The organism is Loktanella gaetbuli, from assembly GCF_020531945.1.
GTDB classification, from domain to species: domain Bacteria; phylum Pseudomonadota; class Alphaproteobacteria; order Rhodobacterales; family Rhodobacteraceae; genus Loktanella; species Loktanella gaetbuli.
Map to the genome: position 1 here is coordinate 112,282 of NZ_JAJATZ010000005.1, position 21,987 is coordinate 134,268.

General features: G+C 62.7%; 26 protein-coding genes. 8 read left to right on the top strand and 18 right to left on the bottom strand.

Features of this window, described 5'->3' with window-relative positions; genetic code table 11:
* The first annotated feature begins 76 nt into the window (after positions 1-76).
* From LGQ03_RS11775 to LGQ03_RS11785, 3 genes are all read left to right on the top strand, one after another.
* Positions 77-451, top strand: coding sequence for a hypothetical protein (locus LGQ03_RS11775; protein ID WP_226748561.1), 375 nt, complete (start codon positions 77-79; stop codon positions 449-451).
* Positions 452-518: 67 nt separating this feature from the next.
* Positions 519-1,886 (top strand): leucyl aminopeptidase family protein, encoded by a 1,368-nt coding sequence (locus LGQ03_RS11780; RefSeq protein ID WP_226748562.1) that lies wholly within the window; start codon positions 519-521, stop codon positions 1,884-1,886.
* Positions 1,883-2,713 (top strand): C40 family peptidase, encoded by an 831-nt coding sequence (locus tag LGQ03_RS11785; RefSeq protein WP_226748563.1) that lies wholly within the window; start codon positions 1,883-1,885, stop codon positions 2,711-2,713. The genes LGQ03_RS11780 and LGQ03_RS11785 overlap by 4 nt, the downstream gene beginning before the upstream one ends.
* Before the next feature lie 63 nt (positions 2,714-2,776).
* On the opposite strand, the gene LGQ03_RS11790 is transcribed toward LGQ03_RS11785, so the two are convergent.
* The 3 genes from LGQ03_RS11790 to LGQ03_RS11800 form a co-directional block, all read right to left on the bottom strand.
* Positions 2,777-3,118, bottom strand: a complete 342-nt coding sequence (locus LGQ03_RS11790) for a DUF2794 domain-containing protein (protein WP_056035299.1) — start codon at positions 3,116-3,118, stop codon at positions 2,777-2,779.
* Positions 3,119-3,314: 196 nt separating this feature from the next.
* Complete coding sequence (locus LGQ03_RS11795; RefSeq protein ID WP_226748564.1) at positions 3,315-3,620, bottom strand: I78 family peptidase inhibitor; 306 nt, start codon at positions 3,618-3,620, stop codon at positions 3,315-3,317.
* On the bottom strand, positions 3,611-3,865 hold the full coding sequence (locus tag LGQ03_RS11800) for an I78 family peptidase inhibitor (RefSeq protein WP_226748565.1): 255 nt from the start codon (positions 3,863-3,865) through the stop codon (positions 3,611-3,613). The genes LGQ03_RS11795 and LGQ03_RS11800 overlap by 10 nt, the downstream gene beginning before the upstream one ends.
* 105 nt (positions 3,866-3,970) lie before the next feature.
* Between LGQ03_RS11800 and LGQ03_RS11805 the strand changes: the two genes are divergently transcribed.
* Complete coding sequence (locus LGQ03_RS11805; RefSeq protein WP_226748566.1) at positions 3,971-5,083, top strand: S-(hydroxymethyl)glutathione dehydrogenase/class III alcohol dehydrogenase; 1,113 nt, start codon at positions 3,971-3,973, stop codon at positions 5,081-5,083.
* 263 nt (positions 5,084-5,346) lie between these two features.
* Here the strand turns inward: LGQ03_RS11805 and LGQ03_RS11810 are convergent, their stop codons facing one another.
* From LGQ03_RS11810 to LGQ03_RS11835, 6 genes are all read right to left on the bottom strand, one after another.
* Positions 5,347-6,741: an MATE family efflux transporter gene (locus LGQ03_RS11810; protein WP_226748567.1), complete on the bottom strand. Its 1,395-nt coding sequence runs from the start codon at positions 6,739-6,741 to the stop codon at positions 5,347-5,349.
* A 114-nt stretch (positions 6,742-6,855) separates the two neighbouring features.
* The gene (locus LGQ03_RS11815; RefSeq protein ID WP_226748568.1) at positions 6,856-7,392 is read right to left on the bottom strand and encodes a hypothetical protein; all 537 of its coding nucleotides are present in this window, start codon (positions 7,390-7,392) and stop codon (positions 6,856-6,858) included.
* A complete protein-coding gene (locus LGQ03_RS11820) occupies positions 7,389-8,024 on the bottom strand; it encodes an isochorismatase family cysteine hydrolase (RefSeq protein ID WP_226748569.1) in 636 nt (211 codons plus the stop codon). The genes LGQ03_RS11815 and LGQ03_RS11820 overlap by 4 nt, the downstream gene beginning before the upstream one ends.
* Before the next feature lie 85 nt (positions 8,025-8,109).
* Entirely contained in the window at positions 8,110-8,748 is a 639-nt protein-coding gene (locus LGQ03_RS11825) for a hypothetical protein (protein WP_226748570.1), read from the bottom strand.
* The gene (locus LGQ03_RS11830) at positions 8,745-10,997 is read right to left on the bottom strand and encodes a xanthine dehydrogenase family protein molybdopterin-binding subunit (RefSeq protein WP_226748571.1); all 2,253 of its coding nucleotides are present in this window, start codon (positions 10,995-10,997) and stop codon (positions 8,745-8,747) included. Before LGQ03_RS11830 ends, LGQ03_RS11825 begins: the two co-directional genes overlap by 4 nt.
* 1 nt (position 10,998) lies before the next feature.
* Positions 10,999-11,457, bottom strand: a complete 459-nt coding sequence (locus LGQ03_RS11835) for a (2Fe-2S)-binding protein (protein WP_226748572.1) — start codon at positions 11,455-11,457, stop codon at positions 10,999-11,001.
* Between the two features lie 188 nt (positions 11,458-11,645).
* Here LGQ03_RS11835 and LGQ03_RS11840 point away from each other — a divergent pair, with 188 nt between their 5' ends.
* Positions 11,646-12,671, top strand: coding sequence for a helix-turn-helix domain-containing protein (locus tag LGQ03_RS11840; RefSeq protein WP_226748573.1), 1,026 nt, complete (start codon positions 11,646-11,648; stop codon positions 12,669-12,671).
* Between the two features lie 8 nt (positions 12,672-12,679).
* Here the strand turns inward: LGQ03_RS11840 and LGQ03_RS11845 are convergent, their stop codons facing one another.
* The 5 genes from LGQ03_RS11845 to LGQ03_RS11865 are packed head-to-tail and all read right to left on the bottom strand — an operon-like array spanning position 12,680 to position 15,419.
* Positions 12,680-13,195, bottom strand: coding sequence for a hypothetical protein (locus tag LGQ03_RS11845; RefSeq protein WP_226748574.1), 516 nt, complete (start codon positions 13,193-13,195; stop codon positions 12,680-12,682).
* Positions 13,196-13,205: 10 nt separating this feature from the next.
* Entirely contained in the window at positions 13,206-13,883 is a 678-nt protein-coding gene (locus LGQ03_RS11850; protein ID WP_226748575.1) for an NAD(P)-dependent oxidoreductase, read from the bottom strand.
* A gap of 58 nt (positions 13,884-13,941) precedes the next feature.
* A complete protein-coding gene (locus LGQ03_RS11855) occupies positions 13,942-14,355 on the bottom strand; it encodes a hypothetical protein (RefSeq protein WP_226748576.1) in 414 nt (137 codons plus the stop codon).
* Between the two features lie 27 nt (positions 14,356-14,382).
* Positions 14,383-14,853: a cupin domain-containing protein gene (locus LGQ03_RS11860; RefSeq protein WP_226748577.1), complete on the bottom strand. Its 471-nt coding sequence runs from the start codon at positions 14,851-14,853 to the stop codon at positions 14,383-14,385.
* A gap of 35 nt (positions 14,854-14,888) precedes the next feature.
* The gene (locus tag LGQ03_RS11865; protein WP_226748578.1) at positions 14,889-15,419 is read right to left on the bottom strand and encodes a hypothetical protein; all 531 of its coding nucleotides are present in this window, start codon (positions 15,417-15,419) and stop codon (positions 14,889-14,891) included.
* 222 nt (positions 15,420-15,641) lie between these two features.
* On the opposite strand from LGQ03_RS11865, the gene LGQ03_RS11870 reads away from it, so the two are divergent.
* Entirely contained in the window at positions 15,642-16,643 is a 1,002-nt protein-coding gene (locus tag LGQ03_RS11870; protein ID WP_226748579.1) for a helix-turn-helix domain-containing protein, read from the top strand.
* Positions 16,644-16,805: 162 nt separating this feature from the next.
* On the opposite strand, the gene LGQ03_RS11875 is transcribed toward LGQ03_RS11870, so the two are convergent.
* From LGQ03_RS11875 to LGQ03_RS11885, 3 genes are all read right to left on the bottom strand, one after another.
* Positions 16,806-17,438 (bottom strand): tyrosine-type recombinase/integrase, encoded by a 633-nt coding sequence (locus LGQ03_RS11875; RefSeq protein ID WP_226748580.1) that lies wholly within the window; start codon positions 17,436-17,438, stop codon positions 16,806-16,808.
* A gap of 296 nt (positions 17,439-17,734) precedes the next feature.
* Positions 17,735-18,304 (bottom strand): MAPEG family protein, encoded by a 570-nt coding sequence (locus LGQ03_RS11880; protein ID WP_226748581.1) that lies wholly within the window; start codon positions 18,302-18,304, stop codon positions 17,735-17,737.
* A 72-nt stretch (positions 18,305-18,376) separates the two neighbouring features.
* On the bottom strand, positions 18,377-18,811 hold the full coding sequence (locus LGQ03_RS11885; RefSeq protein WP_226748582.1) for a hypothetical protein: 435 nt from the start codon (positions 18,809-18,811) through the stop codon (positions 18,377-18,379).
* Positions 18,812-18,917: 106 nt separating this feature from the next.
* Here LGQ03_RS11885 and LGQ03_RS11890 point away from each other — a divergent pair, with 106 nt between their 5' ends.
* The gene (locus LGQ03_RS11890) at positions 18,918-19,790 is read left to right on the top strand and encodes a LysR family transcriptional regulator (protein WP_226748583.1); all 873 of its coding nucleotides are present in this window, start codon (positions 18,918-18,920) and stop codon (positions 19,788-19,790) included.
* Positions 19,791-20,236: 446 nt separating this feature from the next.
* On the opposite strand, the gene LGQ03_RS11895 is transcribed toward LGQ03_RS11890, so the two are convergent.
* On the bottom strand, positions 20,237-21,091 hold the full coding sequence (locus LGQ03_RS11895; protein ID WP_319004492.1) for a DUF4394 domain-containing protein: 855 nt from the start codon (positions 21,089-21,091) through the stop codon (positions 20,237-20,239).
* Positions 21,092-21,267: 176 nt separating this feature from the next.
* On the opposite strand from LGQ03_RS11895, the gene LGQ03_RS11900 reads away from it, so the two are divergent.
* Positions 21,268-21,987: an NYN domain-containing protein gene (locus LGQ03_RS11900; protein ID WP_056035744.1), complete on the top strand. Its 720-nt coding sequence runs from the start codon at positions 21,268-21,270 to the stop codon at positions 21,985-21,987.

Sequence of the window (21,987 nt, forward strand, 5' to 3'; positions counted from 1 at the left end):
AATCAGCTTGTTCAACGAATTGGGAACCCTGTTGCGCGCAGGTTGGGCCGAACCCCAGCCCTGAGAAACACCTAAAATGACCCAAGTGACCGTTCTCGAATGCCTTCTGGATTGCGCCATCGACCATGGCCTTTTGCAGGACCTCTATGCCCGGCAGGGGGCCGCCCGCGCGGACCGCACCATCGCCACCTCGCTCGAGGATCTGGCCACCCGCCTGGGAATCATGCGCGACGGGCGTGACCATGGGGGTTTTGACGACCTGCCCGGTCAGGCCAGACGCATGGCGACAATCGCCGCCCGGATCGGCCTGACCGAGGTCGCGACAGCCGCAGGCCACGTGGCGGACAGCGCCAGACAGCGCGACGGCATCGCGGTCGAGGCGACGATGGCCCGTCTTGAACGCAGCTTTGATTTGGCCATCGGCCAGGTCTGGATGCTGCGCGGGGGCTAGGCACTGGGCCTTGTCGCGGCTGACCAGACGGTTAGGTTGGATCTGATCCCAAATCATAGGCCCCCCAATGTCCGCGACCTTTGCCAGCCCCGACAGCTCTGCCGTGCCTCTCTACATCATCGAACAGGACGTCCCTGATACGATACCGGACAGCGCCCGCACCTGGGCCGATGCGGCGGATTTCACCGGCGGTGCCGGTGCCACACTGGCTGTGCCGGGGCCCGAGGGGGGCATCGCCATGGCCCTCGTCGGTGCCGGGTCCGAGGCCAGCCGCAAGCGCAGCCGTTTTGATGTCGGATCGGCGGCCCGCAGTTTGCCCGCCGGCACCTATGCGATCCAGACCGATCTGTCCCCCGCCCGGATGCAAGAGGCCGCATTGGGCTGGTTGCTCGCCTCTTATGACTTTGACCGCTATCGCAAACCGGCCAAGCCACCCGCCCAACTGATCGCGCCCGCCAGCATCGACGCCGCCCGGATCGAGGCGATCGCCGCTGGCGAGTTTCTGACACGCGACCTGATCAACACCCCCGCATCCGACATGGGCCCGGACGAGCTTGAACAACAGGCGCGCGACCTCGCGCGTCAGCACGGCGCCGATATCACCGTCACCACAGGCGACGACCTGCTGGCGGCGAATTTCCCGATGATCCACACCGTCGGCCGCGCCAGCACCCGCGCACCGCGCCTGATTGACCTGCGTTGGGGCAACACGGGCCCGACCCTGACACTGGTTGGCAAGGGCGTGTGTTTCGACACCGGCGGCCTGAACATCAAACCCGCAGGGTCCATGGGCCTGATGAAAAAGGACATGGGCGGGGCCGCCACCACCCTGGGCCTTGCGCATATGATCATGGCACTAGGGCTGAATATCCGTCTGCGCCTGCTGATCCCGGCCGTGGAAAACAGTATTTCTGGCAATGCCTTTCGCCCGCAGGACATCCTGACCAGCCGCAAGGGGCTGACGGTCGAAATCAACAATACCGACGCAGAGGGACGTCTGGTGCTGGCCGACGCGCTGGCCCTTGCATCCGAGGAATCGCCCGATCTGATCGTATCGATGGCCACTCTGACCGGGGCCGCGCGTGTGGCGGTCGGGCCGGACCTGTCGCCATTTTTCACCGATGACGATACCCATGCCGAGGCCCTAACCGCATCCGCACGCGCCGTGGCCGATCCCGTCTGGCGTCTACCGTTCCACGACCCCTACGAGACGATGATCGAACCCGGTATTGCCGATCTGGACAACGCGCCCTCAGGCGGCATGGCCGGGGCCACCACCGCAGCCCTGTTCCTGCGCCGTTTCGTCGACGCGCCTTACATTCATTTCGACATCTACGGCTGGAATCCGAGCGCGAAACCCGCCCGCCCCAAGGGCGGTGTCGGGATGGGTGCGCGCGCGCTGCTGGACGCCCTGCCGAAACTGTTGAACCTGTGACCGATCGCAGGCTTTGGCCCGCCAACGACCGGGTTGCCCTGCGCAGCCTCGGTCTGACCGACCGCGTTGCGGTTGACGGCACGCCAGCACGTTTGTCGCGTCCGGTGACGGACCTGTGCCGCAGTCCCGGCGGCGCACGTGAACGGCAGCTGCTACTGGGTGAAAACGTCACGACGCTGGAATTTCAGAATGGTTGGGCCTTCGTCCAGACGGAAAACGGCTATTGCGGATATGTCGCCGCCGACCGGCTGGACAATATCCATTGGCCGACCCACCGGGTCAGCACATTCGGAACCCATGCCTACACGTCAGAGACCATGAAATCCGAACCCACCATGGCCCTGCCGTTCGGCGCACGCCTGCGCGTGATCGACGAACGGCCCAAATTCTTTGAGACCCCACAGGGGTTTGTCCCGAAAAAGCACCTGCGCCCGCTGGATCGTCCCTTTGCCGATCCGGTCAACGTGGCACAGCTGCATTTCAACGTCCCTTACCTGTGGGGCGGCAATTCCACGCGCGGCATCGACTGTTCCGGGTTGATCCATGCAGCCTTGACCGCCTGCGACATCCCCTGCCCCGGTGACGCCGACCTGCAAGAGGCAGCCCTTGGCGATGCGTTGTCCCCCGACGCCCCGTTGCAGCGCGGCGACCTGATATTCTGGCCGGGCCACGTAGGCATGATGGTCGATGAACAGGTAATGATCCATGCCAACGCCCACGCCATGGCTTGCGTCTATGAACCCATCGACAATGCAATCCTGCGCATCAAAACCCAAGGCGACGGTGACGTCTCCTCTCGCCGCCGCCTGACCGAACGGGCCGGTTAACATACTGTTAAATATGACATAATATGTTTCGCATGCGAAACATGTCGAAACCGTGATATAATATCAGTCGACGATGCGGATCAGCTTGCGTTCCAGCACGCTCAATACCTGGCGCAGGTCGTGACCGCGTTTCAGGACCTGCCCATCCATGCCAACGACGGCATATTGGCCTTGCTTCAACCGCAGTTTGGGACGCTTTTCGATCCGGTAAACGGGGTTTTCAGCGGTTCTGCGAAACACCGAAAACACGGCAACGTCACGCAGGGCGCTGATCCCGTAATCGCGCCATTCGCCCGCCGCGACGAACCGACCGTAAACCGTCAGGATGGGGGCCATTTCGGTACGATGAAACGACACGCGATCATCGCGATAGGGTTTGAACGGGATCGGGCTTTGATCTGTCATTCACCCAAGATCATGGCAATGCAGCAATAAATCAACCCTGCCTTGATGCTGACACGAAAACACGCGGGATTCATCACGGTCTGTCCGTCTTTGCGCCCAGCTTTGATGTCAACGAACTGGTATCGAAGGACTGCCCCGGCACCGCGCCATGAGCCCCCACCCAGTGCGTGGTGTCGGTGGCAGGCTTCGATACGGATCAGCCGCAGGTGATCTGCGTAATCGTCCCGTCACCACCCACGATGAAATTGATCCGGTCCGGCTGATAGTCCTGTGCCGTGATCCCGCCAGGGCGGATGACCTGCACGGGCCCCAGGATCAGGACCGTTTCCAGCACCGTGGCGTCCTTGCCCACCAGGCTGCCGTAACGCCGCCCGCCGCAGGAATTGTCGACGCCCATCGGTACGGGGTTGTGGACGGCTGTCTGCGCCTGGGGTGCCACGCCGCGCGGTGATCCTCCGCAGGCCATCAAAGCCAGCAGCGGCAGGGTCCAGATTATCCGCATGTCACCCTCATGATCGTGCCGACGATATCGGTTTCGAAATTGACCCGGCTTTCGACATAATCCATCGTCACCATCTGGTTGGGACCGATGACACGGTGGTTCAGATCCGCCGGCAGGGTCACTGCCGCGATGTTCTGGCCCAGCAGGCCCGCGTAACCCGCGGCACCGCATCCGTCGTCCGAAGGAACCGGTGCAGGTCCGGTGACGCAGGCCGCGAGCAGCGGCAAAAGAAACAAGATTTTCATGAGGCCCACCCTGACAAGCTAAGTCGGTCTTTGACAAGTGGGCGCGGGTTGAATTCCGGCCGCAATTCGCAGACCATTGCCGCAAATCAACAAAGGACCGATCATATGCGTACTCGTGCCGCCGTCGCCCTCAAGGCAGGTCAGCCCCTCGAAGTCATGGAGGTCAATCTCGAAGGCCCCAAGGCCGGTGAGGTTCTGGTCGAGATTAAGGCCACCGGCCTGTGCCACACCGATGAATTCACCCGGTCAGGTGACGACCCCGAAGGCGCGTTTCCCGCGATCCTGGGCCATGAAGGTGCAGGCGTCGTGGTCGAGGTCGGCCCCGGCGTCACCAGCCTGGAGGTCGGCGATCACGTGATCCCCCTCTACACGCCCGAATGCCGCGAGTGTGATTACTGCCTGAACCCGAAAACCAACCTGTGCCAGTCGATCCGCAGCACGCAGGGCCAAGGGCTGATGCCCGACGGGACCAGCCGTTTCTCGATGCTGGATGGGACGCCGATCCTGCATTACATGGGCTGCTCGACCTTTGCCAATCACACGGTCCTGCCGGAAATCGCGCTGGCCAAAGTGCGCAAGGACGCACCGTTCGACAAGATCTGCTACATCGGCTGCGGTGTGACCACGGGCATCGGTGCGGTGATCAACACGGCCAAGGTGGAAATCGGATCAACGGCCGTTGTCTTTGGCCTGGGCGGGATCGGGTTGAACGTCATTCAGGGCCTGCGTCTGGCGGGGGCAAGCCAGATCGTCGGCGTCGACATCAACCCCGAGAAAAAGAAGATGGCCGACCATTTCGGCATGACCCATTTCGTGAACCCCAAAGAGGTCAAGGGCGATCTGGTCGGGCACCTGGTGGAGCTGACGGGCGGCGGCGCAGATTACACCTTTGACGCGACAGGCAACGTGGGCGTGATGCGCACCGCACTGGAATGCGCGCACAAGGGCTGGGGCGAGAGCATCATCATCGGCGTGGCCCCCGCAGGTGCCGAGATCAGCACGCGTCCGTTCCAACTGGTCACGGGCCGCAGCTGGCGCGGGACTGCGTTCGGCGGGGCGCGGGGCCGCACGGATGTGCCCAAGATCGTGGATTGGTACATGGACGGCAAGATCGAGATCGACCCGATGATCACCCACACGATGCCGCTGGACGACATCAACAAGGGGTTCGATCTGATGCACAGCGGCGAAAGCATCCGTGGCGTCGTCATCTACTGACGACAGCTTTGCGTTGAGAAGAGGTGAAAAGCCCGGTCGGTCGGACCGGGCTTTTTTTGGTGGGTGCGTTTGGGCGGAAAGCCGACATCCTCTGCAATTGCGAATAGACCTGAGACACTGCACGAAACCGGACGTTCACATCATGGTATCGGAGATGTCGTAGGAGGAGGGTGAACCCGTGCAGTCAACAGCGCGAGCCTCATGAGGCCGCACCAGTTGCCAGTTGCGGCGGAGAGAGGCCGTTCGACGCCTTGTCGGCCGTATCAGCGGCGACGGTGCATCAGGCTCATCAGCCGCGCCTGGCGGTCGAATGGCCCCTCCGGAGCGGGCGCACCGGCATCAGCTTTCATCATGCGCCGCACCATCACGGCGGCGATGCCGGCAAAGAACACGCCGCCCACCGCTTGCCCGATCAGCACCCCAGCCGCACCAAACATCGCGCCACCCACCAGTACGAAAGGCACAGTTCCCAGCGTATGCCGCCCCCAGTTGATCCAGGTGGACCGGAATGGATGGCCCATGTTGTTGAAGGCCGCGTTGGCAACGAAGATCACGCCGTTAAAGAAGAACGCCAGCGCCAGCGGGCCGCAGAACAGCAAGATCAGGTCCCGCGTCACCCCCTCGGCCCCGAACAGCGCGATGATGGGCCCGCGCAGGGCGACGAGGATCGCGGTCATGGCAAGGGTGAACAGCCCGCAAAAGATCAGGCCGTTGCGGTAGGCCTGCCGGACCCGGTCCATGCGCCCCGCGCCGAAGTTCTGGCCGATGACCGGCCCGATGGCCCCCGAAAGGGCGAAGATGACGCAAAAGGCCACGGGTGTCATTCGGCTGGCGATCGCCATGCCCGCCACCGCCGCCTCGCCGAAACCGGCCATGGCGCGGGTCACGACAGCTTGTCCCAACGGTGTGGCCAGTTGGGTCAGGATCGCGGGCCCGGCGATAGTCAGGATGGGCACGAAGGCGACGCGCATCTCGGACACTCCTGGCCGCACCAGCCCGCCGTGGTGGCGGAAAATCGGGATCAGCGCCGTGCCCGCGATCACCAGCCGCGCCGCCACGCTGGCCAGTGCCGCACCCGTGAGGTCGAGTCCCAGTCCGAAGATCAGGATCGGGTCGAGGATTGCATTGACCAGCGCGCCCCAGACCGTCGCCATCATTGCGCGGCGTGCGTCGCCATGCGCGCGCAGGATCGCGCCACCCACCATCCCGACGATCAGGAACGGCAGGCTGGGCACGATGATCCGCAGGTAGCGCACTGCAAGGTCCAAGGTTTCGCCCGTGGCCCCCATGAGCGCCGCAAGCGGCGCAAGGTTGAACCAGACGGCAGCCGCGAAGATGCTGCCAAAGACGACACCCCAGACAAGCGCTGCTGCGGCCTGGGCGCGGGCCAGTTCCTCGTCGCCCTGTCCCAGCGCCCGGGCCACCAGTGCGCCCGCCGCAATCGCCATGCCGATACCGAAAGATGTGGTAAAGAACAGGATCGCGCCCGCATAGCCCACCGCCGCGGCCAGTTCCGCATTTCCCAGCATCGCGATGAAGACCATGTCGATGAAGTCGACCGCGAAGACCGCCATCAGCCCCACCGACGAGGTCAGCGCCATCACCGTGATGTGGCGAAAGAGGTTTCCCTCGAGGAAAACGGCGCGGGCTTCGGTCATGGGGTCTCCGGTCATTTTTCCGTGCGATCTGGTCCGGCAAGTTGCGAACGGCGGACCTCGCGGGTGATACGGTCGAACTCGCCGATGCTGCGCTGAATGGTGCAGGCGTTGCAGTCAGATGACAAGGAAAGCAAAGGGCAAGACGCCGAACAGTCCGTAGAGCCCTATCTGCGCGCTTGGCGAGTAGGATTTACCGCGCGTGAAAAGAAAGACGCAAAGGACACCCAGGGCCGCCTCGAATGTCAGTGCCGCGGTCAGGTTCAGGTGGTACCAGTCCGTGCCGATCGGATGACTGTCGGGGCCGAACACGAAATGACCGTAGCCTGCCACGAGGTCGCACAGCCAGTGGCCCAATGACAAAGCCATGGCGATCAGCGCGAACAGGCGCCGCCCCGAAACCACGAAGGCGATCGCACCCGCCAGCAGCGTCCAGCCGATCTGGGGGACAAGATCGTGGCTGAACGTCATGTCGACGATGGCGTTGGACAGGCTTGGTGATCCGCCCGTCGGTTCCATCGTTTCGATCCCGAGCCCGACGAAAGTGAACATCGCGATGTCGATCAGGAAGGCACTGACCAAGAGAAGCCACCAAGGCATGTCGGGTGCCGCGCGCTTTGCGACCAGCGTCGTCGCCGCATGCCCGAGGATCATGCCGCGTCCTTTGCGCCAAGTTGCGCCATTACCTCCGCCGTTGTCAGGATGGCGTGGGCATAGGTCGGGCCGTTGATCTCGTGGGCGGCGTGCATCGCCTCAGGCGACATGGCCGCCGTGGCATCTCGGACCAACGTCACGTGGTAGCCAAGTTCGGCGGCCTGGCGCGCCGACGTTTCCACACAGGTGTTAGCGATCAGGCCGATGAAGATCACATGGGTGATCCCGCGCTGACGCAGTTGCATGTCAAGGTCGGTATTGGCAAAGCTTGACGCCCCCCAGTGTTCCTTGACGACGATGTCGCCTTCATCCGGGCCGAAACCATCATACCATTTACCGCCCCAACTGCCTTCGGCAAACAACTGGTATTCGTGTGCGGCGGCCTGCGAAGGCGTCAGATGCGCCCATCCCGAAAAATCCGTGGCCTCGTGCCGGTGGTGCGGCAGGATGAAGATCGGCAGGCCCACCCCGCGCGCTGTCGCCCTTATCTTGGCCAGGTTGTCATGAAGGCCGACCGATGTGGCGACCTCGCTCAAAGCCGACCACATCTTGCCGCCTTCGGCGAGGAAGTCGTTGTAGGGGTCGATGCACAAAAGCGCGGTTGCGCCCTGGGGGTAGGTGGTCGCGGTCATTGGTCCGTCCTTTCAGGTGGGTTGAGGAAAGAAGACTGCGCCAGATCGGTAGACGGCGCATGGTCCGGGGTGGCACCTGCGGTCGTCATGGTTCCGGGCACGGCATGCCTGCCGCCGTCCAGATCGCCATATCCTCCAGATGTGCCTGCATGTTGCCGGGTGCCGGATCGCGGTCTGCGCCGGGATCGAAGCTCCATGTGATGAAACCGATCAATTCCGCATCGTGCAGGATGTGGTCGATCAGTCTGGCCGCGTCGCGGCCGCCGTTGCGGTCGGGGTCGCGCAGTTGGGCGCAGATTTCGGCGCTCGTGCGGTCCGTCCACTGGAATGCGACCGGGGCAAGACGCCAGTCCATGCCGGTGTGCGGCGGCGCATGCGGCACCGCGTTCGGCCGCGTCGAGGTCTGGTGACAGGCATTGCAGGACAGGCCTTCGGCACCGATCCGGCTGTCGCCGGCATTGATCGCCATGCCGTGAATGCGGTCGGGGGCCGCGACCGTGCCCCACAGCGGCACGTTGTCGTCGCCGACATGGCAATTCAGGCAGCGCGGGTGGGACAGGACGGCATGGATGCTGTCCCAGGCCGCCAGTCCTTCTGCGGGCGCGATACTGCCAGCCTCCGGCAGGGCGGACAGATCAAGGGCATGCTCACCTTCGGCGAACGTTGGCGAGGCGAAGCCAAGGCAACCCAAAGCGATGACGGCGATGTGAATGCTGCTTGTCATGCGAATGCGACCTTCTTGCCAAGGGGAAGCTCTCGCAGGCGTTGCCCGGTCAGGGCGAAGACTGCGTTCGCGAGTGCCGGCGCGGCGGCCGGTGTGCCCGGCTCGCCGATGCCGCGGATGTGCCGCTGGTTTTCGAGGATGCGGGTGTGAATCCGCGGGGACTGATACATCCGCAACACCGGGTAGTCGTGGAAGTTGGACTGGTCCACCGCAGCACCCGTCAGGGTGATCTCCTCACCGATGGCGGCGCTGAGGCCATAGTTCACGCCCGAGATAAGCTGCGCATCGAGGTTGCGCGGGTCGAGCGCCACGCCGACATCGGCGGCGACCCAGACATCGCGCACCATGATGCCGCCGTCGGTCTGTTCGATTTCGACGATCTGGGCCGTCGGCACGCCGAAGGCCAGCGCAAAGGCCACGCCCCGCGCCCGCCCGGCTGCGGGCGCAGCCCCCCAGCCTGCCATCTCGGCGACCGCCTCCAGCACGGCGCGGCTTGGCGCGTCGGTCATCAGCGCAAGGCGCATCTCGACCGGATCGCGGTCAACGGCGATGGCCAACTCATCCATCATGCATTCGTGGAAGAAGCTGTTCTGCGACGCACCGACAGAGCGCCAGAAGCCGACCGGCAGCAGCGGCGTGGTCTTGTATCCGCTGACGCGGTAATTTTCGATCCCGTAGGGCTGGTCCCACAGCGCCTGGTTGAGCGTGAAGTCCGACACGAAACCGGGGATCGGCGCGGGGGAGCCGCCACGGGCATCGATGCCGGCCATGATCGATGGCGAAGCGGTTTCGATGTCGACGGCGAACGGCATGCCGTCGGCGACCGTTGCACGGAACCGGCCGATCGCTGCGGGTCGGTAGGGGCCACGCGACATGTCGTCCTCGCGCGGGTAGGTCAGAAGGACCGGCGTGCCCTGCATCTGGACCGCCACCCGCGCCGCGATCTGGACAAAGTCCATCTCGCCGCGCCGCCCGAATGCGCCGCCCAGAAGGGTGGTGGTGATCGTCACTGCGTCCTCCGCCAGACCGGCCGCAAGGGCGGCCTCGCGTCGGGCCACTGTCGGGCCTTGGGTGCCCGCCCAGATTTGCAGCTTGCCGTCGTGCATCAGGGTAGCGGCGCTCATCGGCTCCATCGTGGCATGCGCGAGGTAGGGGGCGCGGTATTCCCCGCTGATGACGGTCGCCCTTGCCAGCGCCGTTTCGACGTCGCCGTCATCGCGCTGGCGGCTGTCGCGTTGATCCGGAGTGAAAGCGGCGGCGATGGCGTCAAAATGCCCGGCGGTGTCCGCGGGATAGGCGGCCGGCGTCCAGTCATACGTCACAGCATCAAGTGCGCGCATCGCCGTCCACGTGTCACGTGCCACGGCTACGACGCCCGTCCCGACATCAAGCACCGCATCGACGCCTGGCATGGCAAGGGCATCGCTTGCATCGAAGCCGGCAAGTGTGCCGCCGAGATGCGGGCTGCGTCGCAGCGCGCCGAAGCGGATGCCGGGAAGCCTGATGTCGCTGGCATAGATTGCCCGGCCCGTCGACTTGTCGACTACGTCAAACCGGTCCTGCGACTTACCCAGGATGCGCCATGCGCTGCGGGGGCGCAAAGCGGGGGCATCGGCAAGGTCAATGGCGGCGGCCTCTGCCGCCAGATCGGTATAGGGAATGCGCGTGCCGTCGGGCAGGACGACGGTGCCTGACTGCGTGGTTAATTGTGTGACCGGGAGACCCGCCCGCGCGGCCGCGGCGGCCTTGAGGGTCTCACGGGCCACGGCGCCTGCGCGGCGCATCTTGTCATAGGCGTCATGGGTCGACGTTGATCCGCCCGTGATCTGGTAGCTCAGGAACACCGCTGGAATGTCGCGTTGCGCGCGTGCAAACTCTGCGATGGCCCCGTTGTCGGTAGCGGGGAACGGATAGCCTTCCTCGACTACGCCGCCGTTGAAATAGGCGGACGATGGCGGCCCATGCTCGACCCTGATCTGGTCCAGGTCCACGTCGAGTTCCTCCGCCACCAGCGCGGCAAGCGTCGTGTGGATGCCCTGGCCCATCTCGGCGCGCGGGGTAATGATCGTGATGCCGTCGCCGTTGATCTTGACATAGGGCGTCAGCGCCGCCTCACCGGGGGCCAATGCCGCCAGAAGGGGGTTTTCCAGCCGGGCGTTGTAGGCGCGCACAGCAAAGACGACGCCGCCCGCAGCCGCGACCGAAGCGAAGAGGAAGCCGCGTCGCGTATATTTACCCAAACGGCTCATCTTACGCCTCCTTCATCGCGCTGGCGGCAGCGTGGACAGCCGCGCGAATGCGGGGATAGGTCCCGCAGCGGCACAGGTTGCCCGACATCGCGGCATCGATGTCCGCATCCGTCGGCTCCGGGTTTCGGGCCAGAAGGTCGGCGGCCTGCATGATCTGGCCGGACTGGCAGTAGCCGCATTGTGCCACTTGTTGGGCGATCCATGCCGCCTGCACCGCGTGCAGCGCATCGGGGGAACCAAGCCCTTCGATCGTCGTGATCTCGCCCCAGACATCCGCCAGCGCCACCTGACAGGACCGCACCGCCGCGCCGTCGATATGCACGGTGCAGGCACCACATTGCGCGATGCCGCAGCCGTATTTGACGCCGGTGATGTTCAGTCCGTCCCGCAGCACCCAAAGCAGCGGCATGTCATCTGGCAGATCCACCGTGTGGCTGGTGCCGTTTATCGTAAGGTTCATGGCTTTCTCCGGGTAGGCTGATGGACGGGGGCTCTGGCCTGCCAATGTTTTCAGGTTAGGCGCGACGAGGCTGTGCTGCGATATGCATATGCGGTCACAAGCATGCAGATCGGGTCAGTTGGTATTCCGGGGCTGGTCCTGCCCAACCGCCCGTGGCAGGCAAACAACGAAATAAAGAGGATTGGCGCATGGACACTTCACAGACCTATTCCCTGTTCATGGCAACCGACGTGGCGTGCCGTATCCTCGGAGTCGATCCGCAGGTGATGCTCGACACCGCGGGCCTTGGCGCGCTGCCATATGGCCAGACCGAGATGCGCGGCACCGCGCAGCAGTATTTCGATTGCTGGAACACGATGGAAGTGTTGTCGCCGCGCCCCGACTACGTGCCTCACCTTGGCGTTGCGATCTCTCGCGGACCGGTCATTCCGGTCTTTTTCACGCTGTCCTGCGCGCCCGACATGGAAACCGGGCTGATGCGACTGGCGCAGTTCAAGTCCCTGCTTGGTCCGACGCTGATGCGCGTCTTCTGGGAGGGCGGGCAGTTGCGAGTGGAATTCGACAGCGTCGACGCCCGCGTGCCCATGCCGCCGAGCCTTGGCGCCCTGCAACTTGTGGTCGCGGTCGAGCATATGCGCGGGGCGGCGGCCCATCTGATATGCCCGGTCGCAGCGGGGTTCGATGGAACCGAGGAGGAGCGGCGCATGATTGCCGGTCATCTCGGCATCATGCCCGAGCGTTCGCATGCCGCATATGTGGCCTTCTCGCCCGATGATGCGAAACGACGATTCATTTCCGAGAATCCTGCTCTCTGGGCCGATATCGAGGCCGACCTGAGGCTTCAGCTCGTCGCGCAGAACGATCGATGGCCCATGGCCGACCGGGTGCGGGGGGCGTTGGTCGATCTGATGCCCGCAGGGCGCACGGGTGCCGAGGATGTAGCCCTCGCGCTCGACATCAGCCGCAGCACTTTGCAGCGGCGGTTGCGTGCCGAAGGCACGTCGTATCAGGACGTCCTGGACTCCACGCGGCGCGACATCGCGATCCGGTATCTGACCAAGACCACCCTGCGCGCCGATGCGATCGCCCAAGTCCTCGGCTACCGCGACGCCAACAGCTTTTCGCGCAGCTTCCGCCGGTGGACGGGACAAGCGCCCGTCGCCTTTCGAGAGGACCAGGCCCGCCCGGTCCGGCGGCACGGCGACACCGCGTAGCGCCCCGGTCATGACGCCGCGCCTTGCGCGGATCGCGGGTATGCCCGTGGCGCAACCTCCGCCCGGCGGATTGCCGCGAGACAGGCCATCACCGGCAGGGCAAAGGCGATGATGACCCGCAGGATATGCAGCACCAGCCAGGTCGCCCGGACCTGCGACGCGGCATCGGCCGTGTAGCTGTCCCGTATCAGAAGGATGTTCTGCGGAATGAAATAGCCCAGCGTGAACAAGGTGTTGGCTGCGTAAAGCCAGATCGCGACCATCCAGACCCGCCTTGTGGGACGGTCCTGCCAATCAAGCCGCACCGACAGCACGAGCCCGACCAGCGTGATCATGTTGAGCGGAATGATGGTGATCGCGAAGTTCAGGAATTCATCCCAGAACCCCGCCCGCCAGACCAGCGGATCAGTGGCCAGCCACCGGATTCCGTAGGACAGAAGGATCAGCAGGCCACCACCGGCAAACGCGGCAGACGCCACGATTGCGACAATGTTGACCGTCTTGCGATAGGTTTCGTCGGCCACGGGCTCTGCCTCACGGTTTGGGGACGACAAAGGGATGAGTGCCGTGCAACGCCACATCCTGCACGGCACTAACCGTGAAGGCACCGAGATCGGCAAAGGTGATGGCGGCGAAACTGGGCGTCTGGCTGGCGACCAGCGGGGTGCCTCCTGGTTTGTCCACGATCTTGCCGGGGCGCGTGACGATGGTGTCGAATGAGACGTCGCGATGGGCCGCAATGAAGGTCGTGACGGCCGTGTTGTCCCGCAGCATCTCGGTCGCACCGGTGACATAAGCCGCCACAGGCGCGAGCAGCTTCAGGATCACGGGATTGGACCCATCGGGTTCGGGGACGAAAAACACCGATTGGAACAGGAAGGTCCTGACTGAAACCTCCGCATCAAGGACTGGCCAAAGCCGCGCGATAAAGCGCGTCATCATGCCCGTGTCGTAGCCCTTGCCGTAGGTCCCGCCTGCGCAGCAGATCACATGGGTGGCACCCCTGACCGTCTCCCGCAGGGCCGCGATGTTGTCAAAATCGCCTGGAATGACTTTCAGTCTGTCCGCCTCGATATGCAGCTTGCTTGGGTCGCGCACCAAGGCCCGCACCGCGTGACCCTGATGAAGCGCACGGTTCAGAACATGCCGACCGGTCTGGCCGGTGGCGCCGAACACTGCGATTGTCACGTCTGCCTTCGGTTCATTGGTCATGGGGAAATCTTCCTGCAAACGGGTATCGACAAAACGTGTGAAAGGGGGCGCATTCGCATCAGCCCCGCCCCATGAAAGCGGCGATCACGTCGCGGCGGAACAACAGCCCCAGTGCCGCGATCTGGGCCGTCATGAACAGGCCGATCCCCAGATAGACTGTGACGGCCGAGGCCATCTGGGCCGGCATGGGGCTGATCATCTGGGTGATCAGGCCTTGTGAATAATCGAAGGCCCCCACGGCGTTGTAGGCGATAAGCACGCCCCAGACCGTTGCCCCGCGCCGGGTCCAGAACAGAAAAATCATCACGGGCAGGGCAAAGCCGATGATCGTGTCGCTCAGCCAGGGGCCGAACCAGCCATCGGGTGCGGGGCCGCCGAACATTTCAACCTGCGGCAGGAACAGGATTGTTTGGGCGCGAAAGATCGTGACCCCCATCAGCACGGCGATGGCCCATCGGATGCGCGGTGTCATAAGAACTCCTGTGGCATCGGCTTTGGCCTACTGAACCGGCGTGAAATCTGCGGACTCGTCGAAGACGACGAAGACTTGGCAAACCTCTGGCCCGAGGCAATCCTCGGCATGGGGCACACCACCGGGTTGGAACCAGTAGGCACCGGGTAGCAGGTCGGGTCCTCGGTCTGGCTCGGACAGTTGCCAATGCTGCATCCGGCCCTTGACGACCATCGCCCAGTAGCCGTGCGTGTGGGTATGCGGCAGCACCGCGTAGGTGGCCGGGTCGAGCAGCGACGTCATTGCCGTGGGCTGCCCTGTCCCAACCCCGCCATAAAGTGCGACGCTGCGAACGCCGGGTGCCGGAAACGGGGCGAAAGCGACTTGATCTGCCGGAACACGGACCTGGGCGTCGGGTTCCTGCGCCTGTTGCGCCTGTGCAGGCAGACCAAGGGTTGAAATCAGTAGGATGGCCGTGAAACCAAGAGACCGGAGGCGGGTGCGACTGTTGTGTTGCATCGTGGGAAGCCTTTTTCAGGTTGGGACAAATCGGTTCAACGGGCGGGTCCGGCGTTCATCGCGCGCAGTGCATAGACGGGAATGGCAACGGTGATCAGAACTCGGGGGATGTGGCCCAGCAGCCAGGCCGTCCGGATCGTGGCAGCGTTTTCCTCTGTCACCAGGCCGACCACTGCAATGGCCTTGTAGAAGCTTAGTGCGTCGCCCACGGGCGATCCGACCGCCGCCGCCAGCCGCACGTTCAGCGGCATGTGGTAGAGAACGGTGATCAGTGACAGGGCAAGGTAGAGCCACAGCGCGATCCGCCAGTTGCGCCGTGCCTGAGGCACATCGCGGTCCAGTCTTGCCGACAGGATGAGACCCAGCAGCATGGCCAGGAAGAGCGGCATGATCGTGAAGAGGAAGTTGCTGAACTGCGGAAAGAACTGCACGATGAACTCCGACGAAGGCAGGCCCAGCCAGAAAGCCCCCATCGACAGCCCGATGAAGGCATTGGCCCCAAAGAACGCGGCCGAGGTGATGACCGTGAATGCGTTGACGCGGTAGCGATACGGATCGGCTGTCATGTCGCAATTCCTTCATGTGCAAAACATGCCAGGACTTCCGCGAGGGACCGCGGCAATTGGCGTGTCTTACTCAAAAGCTAAGTCCGAACGCGACCCAGTTTCCACAGGTCAGGGCTTGCCGATCGTTCCATTGACTTGCGGATCGGCCCAAGGCCATTGCGGCATACCCCGAAAGAACGTCTGGTGTGGAGCAAGACAATTTTCTCTGAGAGGCCTTTGGTCATGCAAACGTCGGAGCACCACCCGATCTACACCTCCGCTGTTCTGTCAGGTCCGATTTGCGGAATGCTGGGCATCGACTGGAGCAATGTTCTGGCCCGCGCGAATATCATCGCTACCGATCGCAACGATCATGCGTTTCTTGTCTCAGCCGACGAATACCTGCGCCTCTGGTCGGCGCTGATCGACCTGTCCGGCGCGCAGGATGTCTCAAGGCTTCTGGGACTGCGGATGGCGGGCGGTCCGGCAATTCCAGTTCTTTTCGCGCTCTCAACCGCGCCGGATTTCGAAACTGGCGTTACGCGCATGGCTGCGTTCAAAAGCTTGTTCGGGCCGATGCAGTTCGTCATATCGCGGAGCGCAACTGAATTCACCGTGCGCATCGCGCCGGACGTCGCCTCCGCCCCGTTGCCTGGATCGTTCAGCAGCCCCCAGATCATCTATTTGCACGCGCAGGCCAATGCGCTCGCGCGTCATGCAGTCCGCCCGCTGCGGGTGTGCCTGCCGCTGCCGCTGGACGAGCGCGCGCGTCTCGAAGAAACGTTCGGGCAGATCCCTGACTATGGTGACGCGACGCTCACCTATTCCCGTGCCGACGCGGGCACGTCTTTCGTCTCGGACAACCCCGCGCTCTGGGCGGCCACCGAGGCCGACCTTCAGGCACAGGCGATGATCCAGTCCAAGGGCTTGCCCCTGTCAGACCGGGTTCGGGCAACCATGCTGGAGGCGTTTTCGATCACCGAACCGACAATCGCCCATGTCTGCGGGCGTCTGAAACTCAGCCGAAGCACTTTGCTCCGGCGTTTGAATGAAGACGGCATCACGTTCCAGTCCCTGCTGGACGAAACGAGAAAAGACCTGGCGATTCGCTATCTGGTCAAAAGCAGTCTCAACAACCAGCAGATCGCGCACCTCGTGGGGTATCGCGATCCGAATGCCTTCCAGCGCGCTTTCCGGAAATGGACAGGCGTAACCCCTCAAGCGCTGCGCGAAAATCATATTTGAGGAAGCTGGAAGCTTCTCAGGAGATTGCCGGTTCTCGAAGTTGTGCAGGCGGTCTGGCTTCGTGAAGGACGAGAATGTCTGCAATATGGTTTGCAGGCGCAGAATTCGACTTCGACAGGCAAAGTCGGCAATGGGCCGGCCACGACAGCCGGCCCGCCCTGTTCAGATTTCTACCGCCTCGGCAATCGCGAGCGCATCTTCCAACTCGACGCCCAGGTAACGCACCGTGCTGTCCATCTTCGTGTGTCCAAGGAGGAGTTGCACCGCCCGCAGGTTGCCGGTCTTTCGGTAAATCTGCGCGACTTTTGTGCGCCGCATAGAATGGGTGCCATACGCGCTCGGCTCAAGGCCGATGGATGTCACCCAGTCTCGGACGAGGCGAGCATACTGGCGCGTCGAGATGTGCCGCCGCTCATGGAACCGTCCGGGCCAGAGATGCTCCGATCCGACCATCAGCGGCGCCTCGAGCCATGCTCTGATTGCTTTTCGAGTCCCTTCGGTGATCTCGAAGCTGACCGGCCGCCTTGTCTTGCTCTGAACGATCGCGGCGCGATGCTTGACCTGACCCGCCGCATAGACGTCAGCGACCTTGAGGCGCACCAAATCGCAGCCTCGCAACTTGCTATCGATGGCGAGGTTGAAGAGCGCCAGCTCGCGAGTCCGCTCCGCGATCTCGAGGCGGACCCGGATCGCCCAGACATGCTTCGGTTGTAGCGGACGTTTCTGGCCGACGATGCGTCCCTTGTTCCAAGCGGAACGGCAGGCGCGGATTGCTGGTAGGTTGGCGGTAGACATGGTGGTTCCTCCACTCCACCGGTCCCGCCACGTCTTCGGCACTTCGCCGACGCCTCACCATACCACAATTCCGCGGCGAAAGTCGGCTTCGAGCCCTCTTTGCCAAATGCTGTCACACAGCATCTCACATGTGCAGAAAATCCTGCTTGTTATGATCGGCACAGAGGGGACCTTAGCCAAGTGGTCTGACGAGGCATCGCAGCTTAGCCGCCCGCCCACCCCATTGACTCAGATGTTCGAGGCGGGCGCCTGAGGGGCCGCGGTCCCCTAAATAGGCATAGCCTGTGTATCACTTGTCAAACAAACGCCATGCACCAAACGGCGTATCCGAGTGCAAGGATCGTCGGTAGGATCGACAAGTTGAACCCATAGGACCGGTAGAAAGGATGCCGAAGGTATCCGGCAACATACACGATCCGCGCAACCAACCAGATCAATGCAAGTATTCTTGTCGCGAAGACCTGATCCAACGGCATGGCACTTGCGAGCGCCAACTGGGCGAAGGCAAATAGCACAGCCTGCTCCGCAGTGTTCAAAGTGACACGCTGCGCAAGATCCAACTTTGACCCGGCAGATGGCCGCCCGCCTTCTTGCCACTTTTCCGCTGTCGGCGTGGCGCGTGTCAATGACACCCACATTATATGTGCAGCAAAGACAAGACCCGCTACCGTAAGGTTTTGCCCAACAAAAGCGATTGCATCACCTCGGGTGGTAATCCAGTCGACCGCAAAAAGGCCCGTCGCGGCGGCAAGCCACAGAAACCCCGCGGCAGGGATCATCACGATCAGCATAGCCTTGCTGAAGCCTTTCATGATGATCTTCATTCCCTCGGGCGTGGCTGCATCGGCATCAAGAAATTTTGTCATCTGGTTCTTCACCTTAAAGGGGGGAGGCAGGCCATTCAGTCGATCCGAAGACCTGCCCATTCATCATCGGATTCAGGCCCGTGTGCTTGCAAAATAGGCGTAGAAGCTCAGGAGAATGGCCGAGGCAGATACATAGGTCATCAGACCACCGGGCAGGAACAGGGCGAAGCCGCCAAGGTCAATGAACAGCAAATACGCCAGATCAAACAGACCGCCGACCAATGCCGTAACAAAGATTGCGGCCGCATTCCTGCGCCAGATAAAGACGGCGCCTACAAGGGTGACGATCCCCGCCCAACCGATATTGAAACCAAGCTGTTTGACGATGGCACTGACTGCCGCCGGATATGCAATATCGAACTGCGCTGGGTCCATTGCGTCGGCAATGCCCGCAACGGCTGCCGGCGTTTCGGACCCGACGATAAAGATACCCGCACCGACGTGAACAATTCCCCAGATGACCCAGAGAACGGCGGAGATTTTAAGAAGAAGAGCGTGTTTTTGCATGGCGTGTTCCAAATGATTGACAGTTTTTCGGAAACTGCCATGTTTAAATTATGTAATAAAGATGTCATAAAGCGCACCGAACGCGCGTCTATGTGGCAAGGGGCCAATGGATCACTGGGCAGAAATGAGAACGGCATTGCAAGTCGCGCGTCTGGGCACCGTCAGCGCCGCCGCCGAGGTCTTGGGCGTTCATCGGGCTACCGTCGTCCGACATATCGATCTGATTGAGACGGCACTTGGGGCCCCGATCTTCTTTCGCAATCGATCAGGCTTTGTGCCGACCGAGGCAGGGCGGGATATGATGCAGGTTGCGCAGGCAACCGAGGACCAGTTCAAACACTTGGCGCAGCGCACGCGGGACAGCACATCGGATTTGACGGGGGATCTGATCGTCACGGCCCATGAACAGGTCGCTCGGTCCATACTACCAGCCATACGCAAAGTTCAAAACGACCATCCGCAACTCGGCATCAAGTTCATAGCAAGCGGTGCTCTGCTCAAGCTGGAATATGGCCAGGCTCACGTCGCCATCCGCACTGGTCCGAAGCCCGAGCAACCCGATAATGTCGTTCAGCCGTTTCGCAACATTGATTTCGGTCTCTTTGCGCATGATAGCTATCTGTTGCGCTTTGGCCGCCCGGATACGCCACGCGATCTGACGGGACATACATTCATTTGTTGGGACGCCGGAAACCCAAATCTACCTTTTGCCGATTGGCTGCGGACGCATGTCCCTAGGGCGCAGATTAAATTTGTCACGGCCAGCCAACACGTGGCCGAATGTGCTGTCGCCGAAGGTATCGGGATCGGATTCTGTGCGCGGCCACTTTCTGCACGGCGCGCGGAACTGTCCGAGGTTTACCCACCTTTACCTGAATGGTCTGTGCCCTTGTGGCTGGTTACGCATGTTGATCTTCATCGCACAGCAAAGGTTCAGGCATTCTTGTCTGCGCTCAAGTCGCCAATGCTTCCTTTGTGAACCGGCCTCGCCTGCCTAAGAAGTTGAAGCGCAACTATTTCTTTGCGATGCAGCGAATTCACACTTTGTTCCGCATCTTTCATATTGGCGAAGCGTGCGGCGAAAGTTCGGTCTTGGTTCAGGCACAATCGGGGCCCCTGAACGACCGGTCTGGCGACATCCGCTGCGACACAGCGATGAACGTGCCGCGCGTGCGAACGAATGCTGCGTCAGCGAAGCCCGAAAATTGAATGACCGAAAAGTCCGCTCAGCCGCCGTCAGCCGTCGAGAAAATGCTGCGCTACGCCTGAACGACCGCTTCGGTAAAGCCGCGCCGCAGCGTAGTCGCCCAGTCCGAAGATCGGCAATGGGCCGAAAGCCCCCCAAACCAAAAACGCCCCCGGCCAGTCTGGCCGAGGGCGTCTTTGCATCCGATGGACGGTCCGGGAAAATCCGTCTGTCGGAGATTACATGCCTTTGGAGGCCGCAAACCCGGTGAACCCACCCATGCCGAGGTCGGCGAGGTTGGTCAGGGCACCCGAGGTCAGGTCCACGAGGTAGAGGCCTGCGGTCTCGGACCCTTCGGTCTGCAGCACGGCGTAGGCCATGTCGTCGCCCTCGGTCGCGGAGACGATGTCAAAGCCGCCCATTGCGGTGACGTCGACGGGCTCTCCGTCCAGGGTCAGTGCGCCGACGGTAGCCAGCTCACCCGCGTTGTTGGCCAGTGTGACCAGCGCGTCGGTGCCCGCATCGATGGCGTATTGTGCTGTCGACTCTGCCGTCGCGCCGGGGATCGCGTTGGTGTAGGCGTTCGCAAAGATGGCGGGCGTCGTGCCGGCGTTTGCGTCACCGTCCAGGTAGAACGCATCGGTAAAGCGCAGGACGGAATTCGCACGTTCGTCCGCGTCACCGAAACCTTCGGGGAAATAGACGAGGTTCGCACCGTCCTCACCCACCAGGCGCACGGCGTCGATCTGGTTGTTGAAGTCGAATGCGACCGCACCCTCGCCGATCATGGCGTCGTCCGCAAATGTGGCACCCAGATCGGTCAGCGCGCCCGTTGTGGCGTCGATGTCATAGATCGTGCCGTCTGCGAAACCCAGCAGCTGGCCCGTGACCGGGCGGTAGGCGATGGCTCGCAGCGGTGTTTCCAGCGCAAAGGTCTGCACCTCGCCAGGGGCTGCGATATCGGCCATGGTGACCAGCGTCGCGCCGTCCTCGGCCAGGGCATAGCCCATGGTGCCGGCGTGGGCCGCGGCAAAGGCCGGACCTGCGAGTGTTGCGGCTGCGATGGTGGCGATGGCTGTCGTTTTCATGGTCATGGTGTTCTTCCCAAAGTTTATGCCGACGGTTGTGCCGGCGATTGGAGAAACCACGTCAGGGTGCCGGAAAGAGTTTCAGAGAGTACGGGAATTTTTCTGTTTCATTGCGTTTTGCGGATGGCTGGCGGGTTTTGCACGCCTGCGCTAAGTCTGGGGTGAAACACGAGGATGACCCAATGCCCGACAAACGCCCGCTGCTGGCCGTGCTGATCGATGCCGACAACACCAGCCCCAAACATGCCGCCGCGATATTCGAGGAGGTGGCGCGCTTTGGCGAGGCATCGGTGCGGCGGATCTACGGGGATTTTGCCAGTAACCAGCTGGCCGGATGGAACCGGGTGTTGCTGGAACACGGGCTGAACCCGCAGCAGTCGCCGGCCTATACCACGGGCAAGAATTCCAGCGATATCGCGCTGGTGATCGATGCCATGGATCTGTTGCACACCGACCGGTTCCAGGGGTTCGTGCTGGTCAGTTCGGACAGTGATTTCACGTCGCTGGCCGCGCGGATCCGCGAACAGGGGGTGGATGTTTACGGGATCGGGCAAAAGAAGACGCCGGATGCGTTCCGGCGCGCGTGCAAGCGGTTCATCTTTGTCGAGAACCTGGGCGATACGGCAGAGACCACCCCCACCCCCAGCGACGGCCCCAAAGGTGAAACCAAGGAGGCCCCGCAGGATGTGATCCCGCTGGTGCTGGCTGCGATGCGGTCGATCGATCCGGATGCGGATTGGTACACGCTGGGGCAGCTGGGCCAATATCTGGTCAGCGCGACACCCGAATTCGATCCCCGCACCTATGGCAGCGCAAAGCTGTCCGACCTGCTACGCAAATCGGGGCGGTTCGAGGTGGCGCAGCGACAGGGCAACCACCTGGAGGTGCGCCGGCTGGACTGA

Excerpts from the sequence above, each read along its gene's own strand:
- LGQ03_RS11775 (WP_226748561.1), top strand. The coding sequence starts at position 77 with ATGACCCAAGTGACCGTTCTCGAATGCCTTCTGGATTGCGCCATCGAC.
- LGQ03_RS11780 (WP_226748562.1), top strand. The coding sequence starts at position 519 with ATGTCCGCGACCTTTGCCAGCCCCGACAGCTCTGCCGTGCCTCTCTAC.
- LGQ03_RS11790 (WP_056035299.1), bottom strand. The coding sequence starts at position 3,118 with ATGACAGATCAAAGCCCGATCCCGTTCAAACCCTATCGCGATGATCGC.
- LGQ03_RS11795 (WP_226748564.1), bottom strand. The coding sequence starts at position 3,620 with ATGCGGATAATCTGGACCCTGCCGCTGCTGGCTTTGATGGCCTGCGGA.
- LGQ03_RS11800 (WP_226748565.1), bottom strand. The coding sequence starts at position 3,865 with ATGAAAATCTTGTTTCTTTTGCCGCTGCTCGCGGCCTGCGTCACCGGA.
- LGQ03_RS11805 (WP_226748566.1), top strand. The coding sequence starts at position 3,971 with ATGCGTACTCGTGCCGCCGTCGCCCTCAAGGCAGGTCAGCCCCTCGAA.
- LGQ03_RS11810 (WP_226748567.1), bottom strand. The coding sequence starts at position 6,741 with ATGACCGAAGCCCGCGCCGTTTTCCTCGAGGGAAACCTCTTTCGCCAC.
- LGQ03_RS11815 (WP_226748568.1), bottom strand. The coding sequence starts at position 7,392 with ATGATCCTCGGGCATGCGGCGACGACGCTGGTCGCAAAGCGCGCGGCA.
- LGQ03_RS11820 (WP_226748569.1), bottom strand. The coding sequence starts at position 8,024 with ATGACCGCGACCACCTACCCCCAGGGCGCAACCGCGCTTTTGTGCATC.
- LGQ03_RS11825 (WP_226748570.1), bottom strand. The coding sequence starts at position 8,748 with ATGACAAGCAGCATTCACATCGCCGTCATCGCTTTGGGTTGCCTTGGC.
- LGQ03_RS11830 (WP_226748571.1), bottom strand. The coding sequence starts at position 10,997 with ATGAGCCGTTTGGGTAAATATACGCGACGCGGCTTCCTCTTCGCTTCG.
- LGQ03_RS11835 (WP_226748572.1), bottom strand. The coding sequence starts at position 11,457 with ATGAACCTTACGATAAACGGCACCAGCCACACGGTGGATCTGCCAGAT.
- LGQ03_RS11840 (WP_226748573.1), top strand. The coding sequence starts at position 11,646 with ATGGACACTTCACAGACCTATTCCCTGTTCATGGCAACCGACGTGGCG.
- LGQ03_RS11850 (WP_226748575.1), bottom strand. The coding sequence starts at position 13,883 with ATGACCAATGAACCGAAGGCAGACGTGACAATCGCAGTGTTCGGCGCC.
- LGQ03_RS11855 (WP_226748576.1), bottom strand. The coding sequence starts at position 14,355 with ATGACACCGCGCATCCGATGGGCCATCGCCGTGCTGATGGGGGTCACG.
- LGQ03_RS11860 (WP_226748577.1), bottom strand. The coding sequence starts at position 14,853 with ATGCAACACAACAGTCGCACCCGCCTCCGGTCTCTTGGTTTCACGGCC.
- LGQ03_RS11865 (WP_226748578.1), bottom strand. The coding sequence starts at position 15,419 with ATGACAGCCGATCCGTATCGCTACCGCGTCAACGCATTCACGGTCATC.
- LGQ03_RS11870 (WP_226748579.1), top strand. The coding sequence starts at position 15,642 with ATGCAAACGTCGGAGCACCACCCGATCTACACCTCCGCTGTTCTGTCA.
- LGQ03_RS11875 (WP_226748580.1), bottom strand. The coding sequence starts at position 17,438 with ATGTCTACCGCCAACCTACCAGCAATCCGCGCCTGCCGTTCCGCTTGG.
- LGQ03_RS11880 (WP_226748581.1), bottom strand. The coding sequence starts at position 18,304 with ATGACAAAATTTCTTGATGCCGATGCAGCCACGCCCGAGGGAATGAAG.
- LGQ03_RS11885 (WP_226748582.1), bottom strand. The coding sequence starts at position 18,811 with ATGCAAAAACACGCTCTTCTTCTTAAAATCTCCGCCGTTCTCTGGGTC.
- LGQ03_RS11890 (WP_226748583.1), top strand. The coding sequence starts at position 18,918 with ATGGATCACTGGGCAGAAATGAGAACGGCATTGCAAGTCGCGCGTCTG.
- LGQ03_RS11895 (WP_319004492.1), bottom strand. The coding sequence starts at position 21,091 with ATGACCATGAAAACGACAGCCATCGCCACCATCGCAGCCGCAACACTC.
- LGQ03_RS11900 (WP_056035744.1), top strand. The coding sequence starts at position 21,268 with ATGCCCGACAAACGCCCGCTGCTGGCCGTGCTGATCGATGCCGACAAC.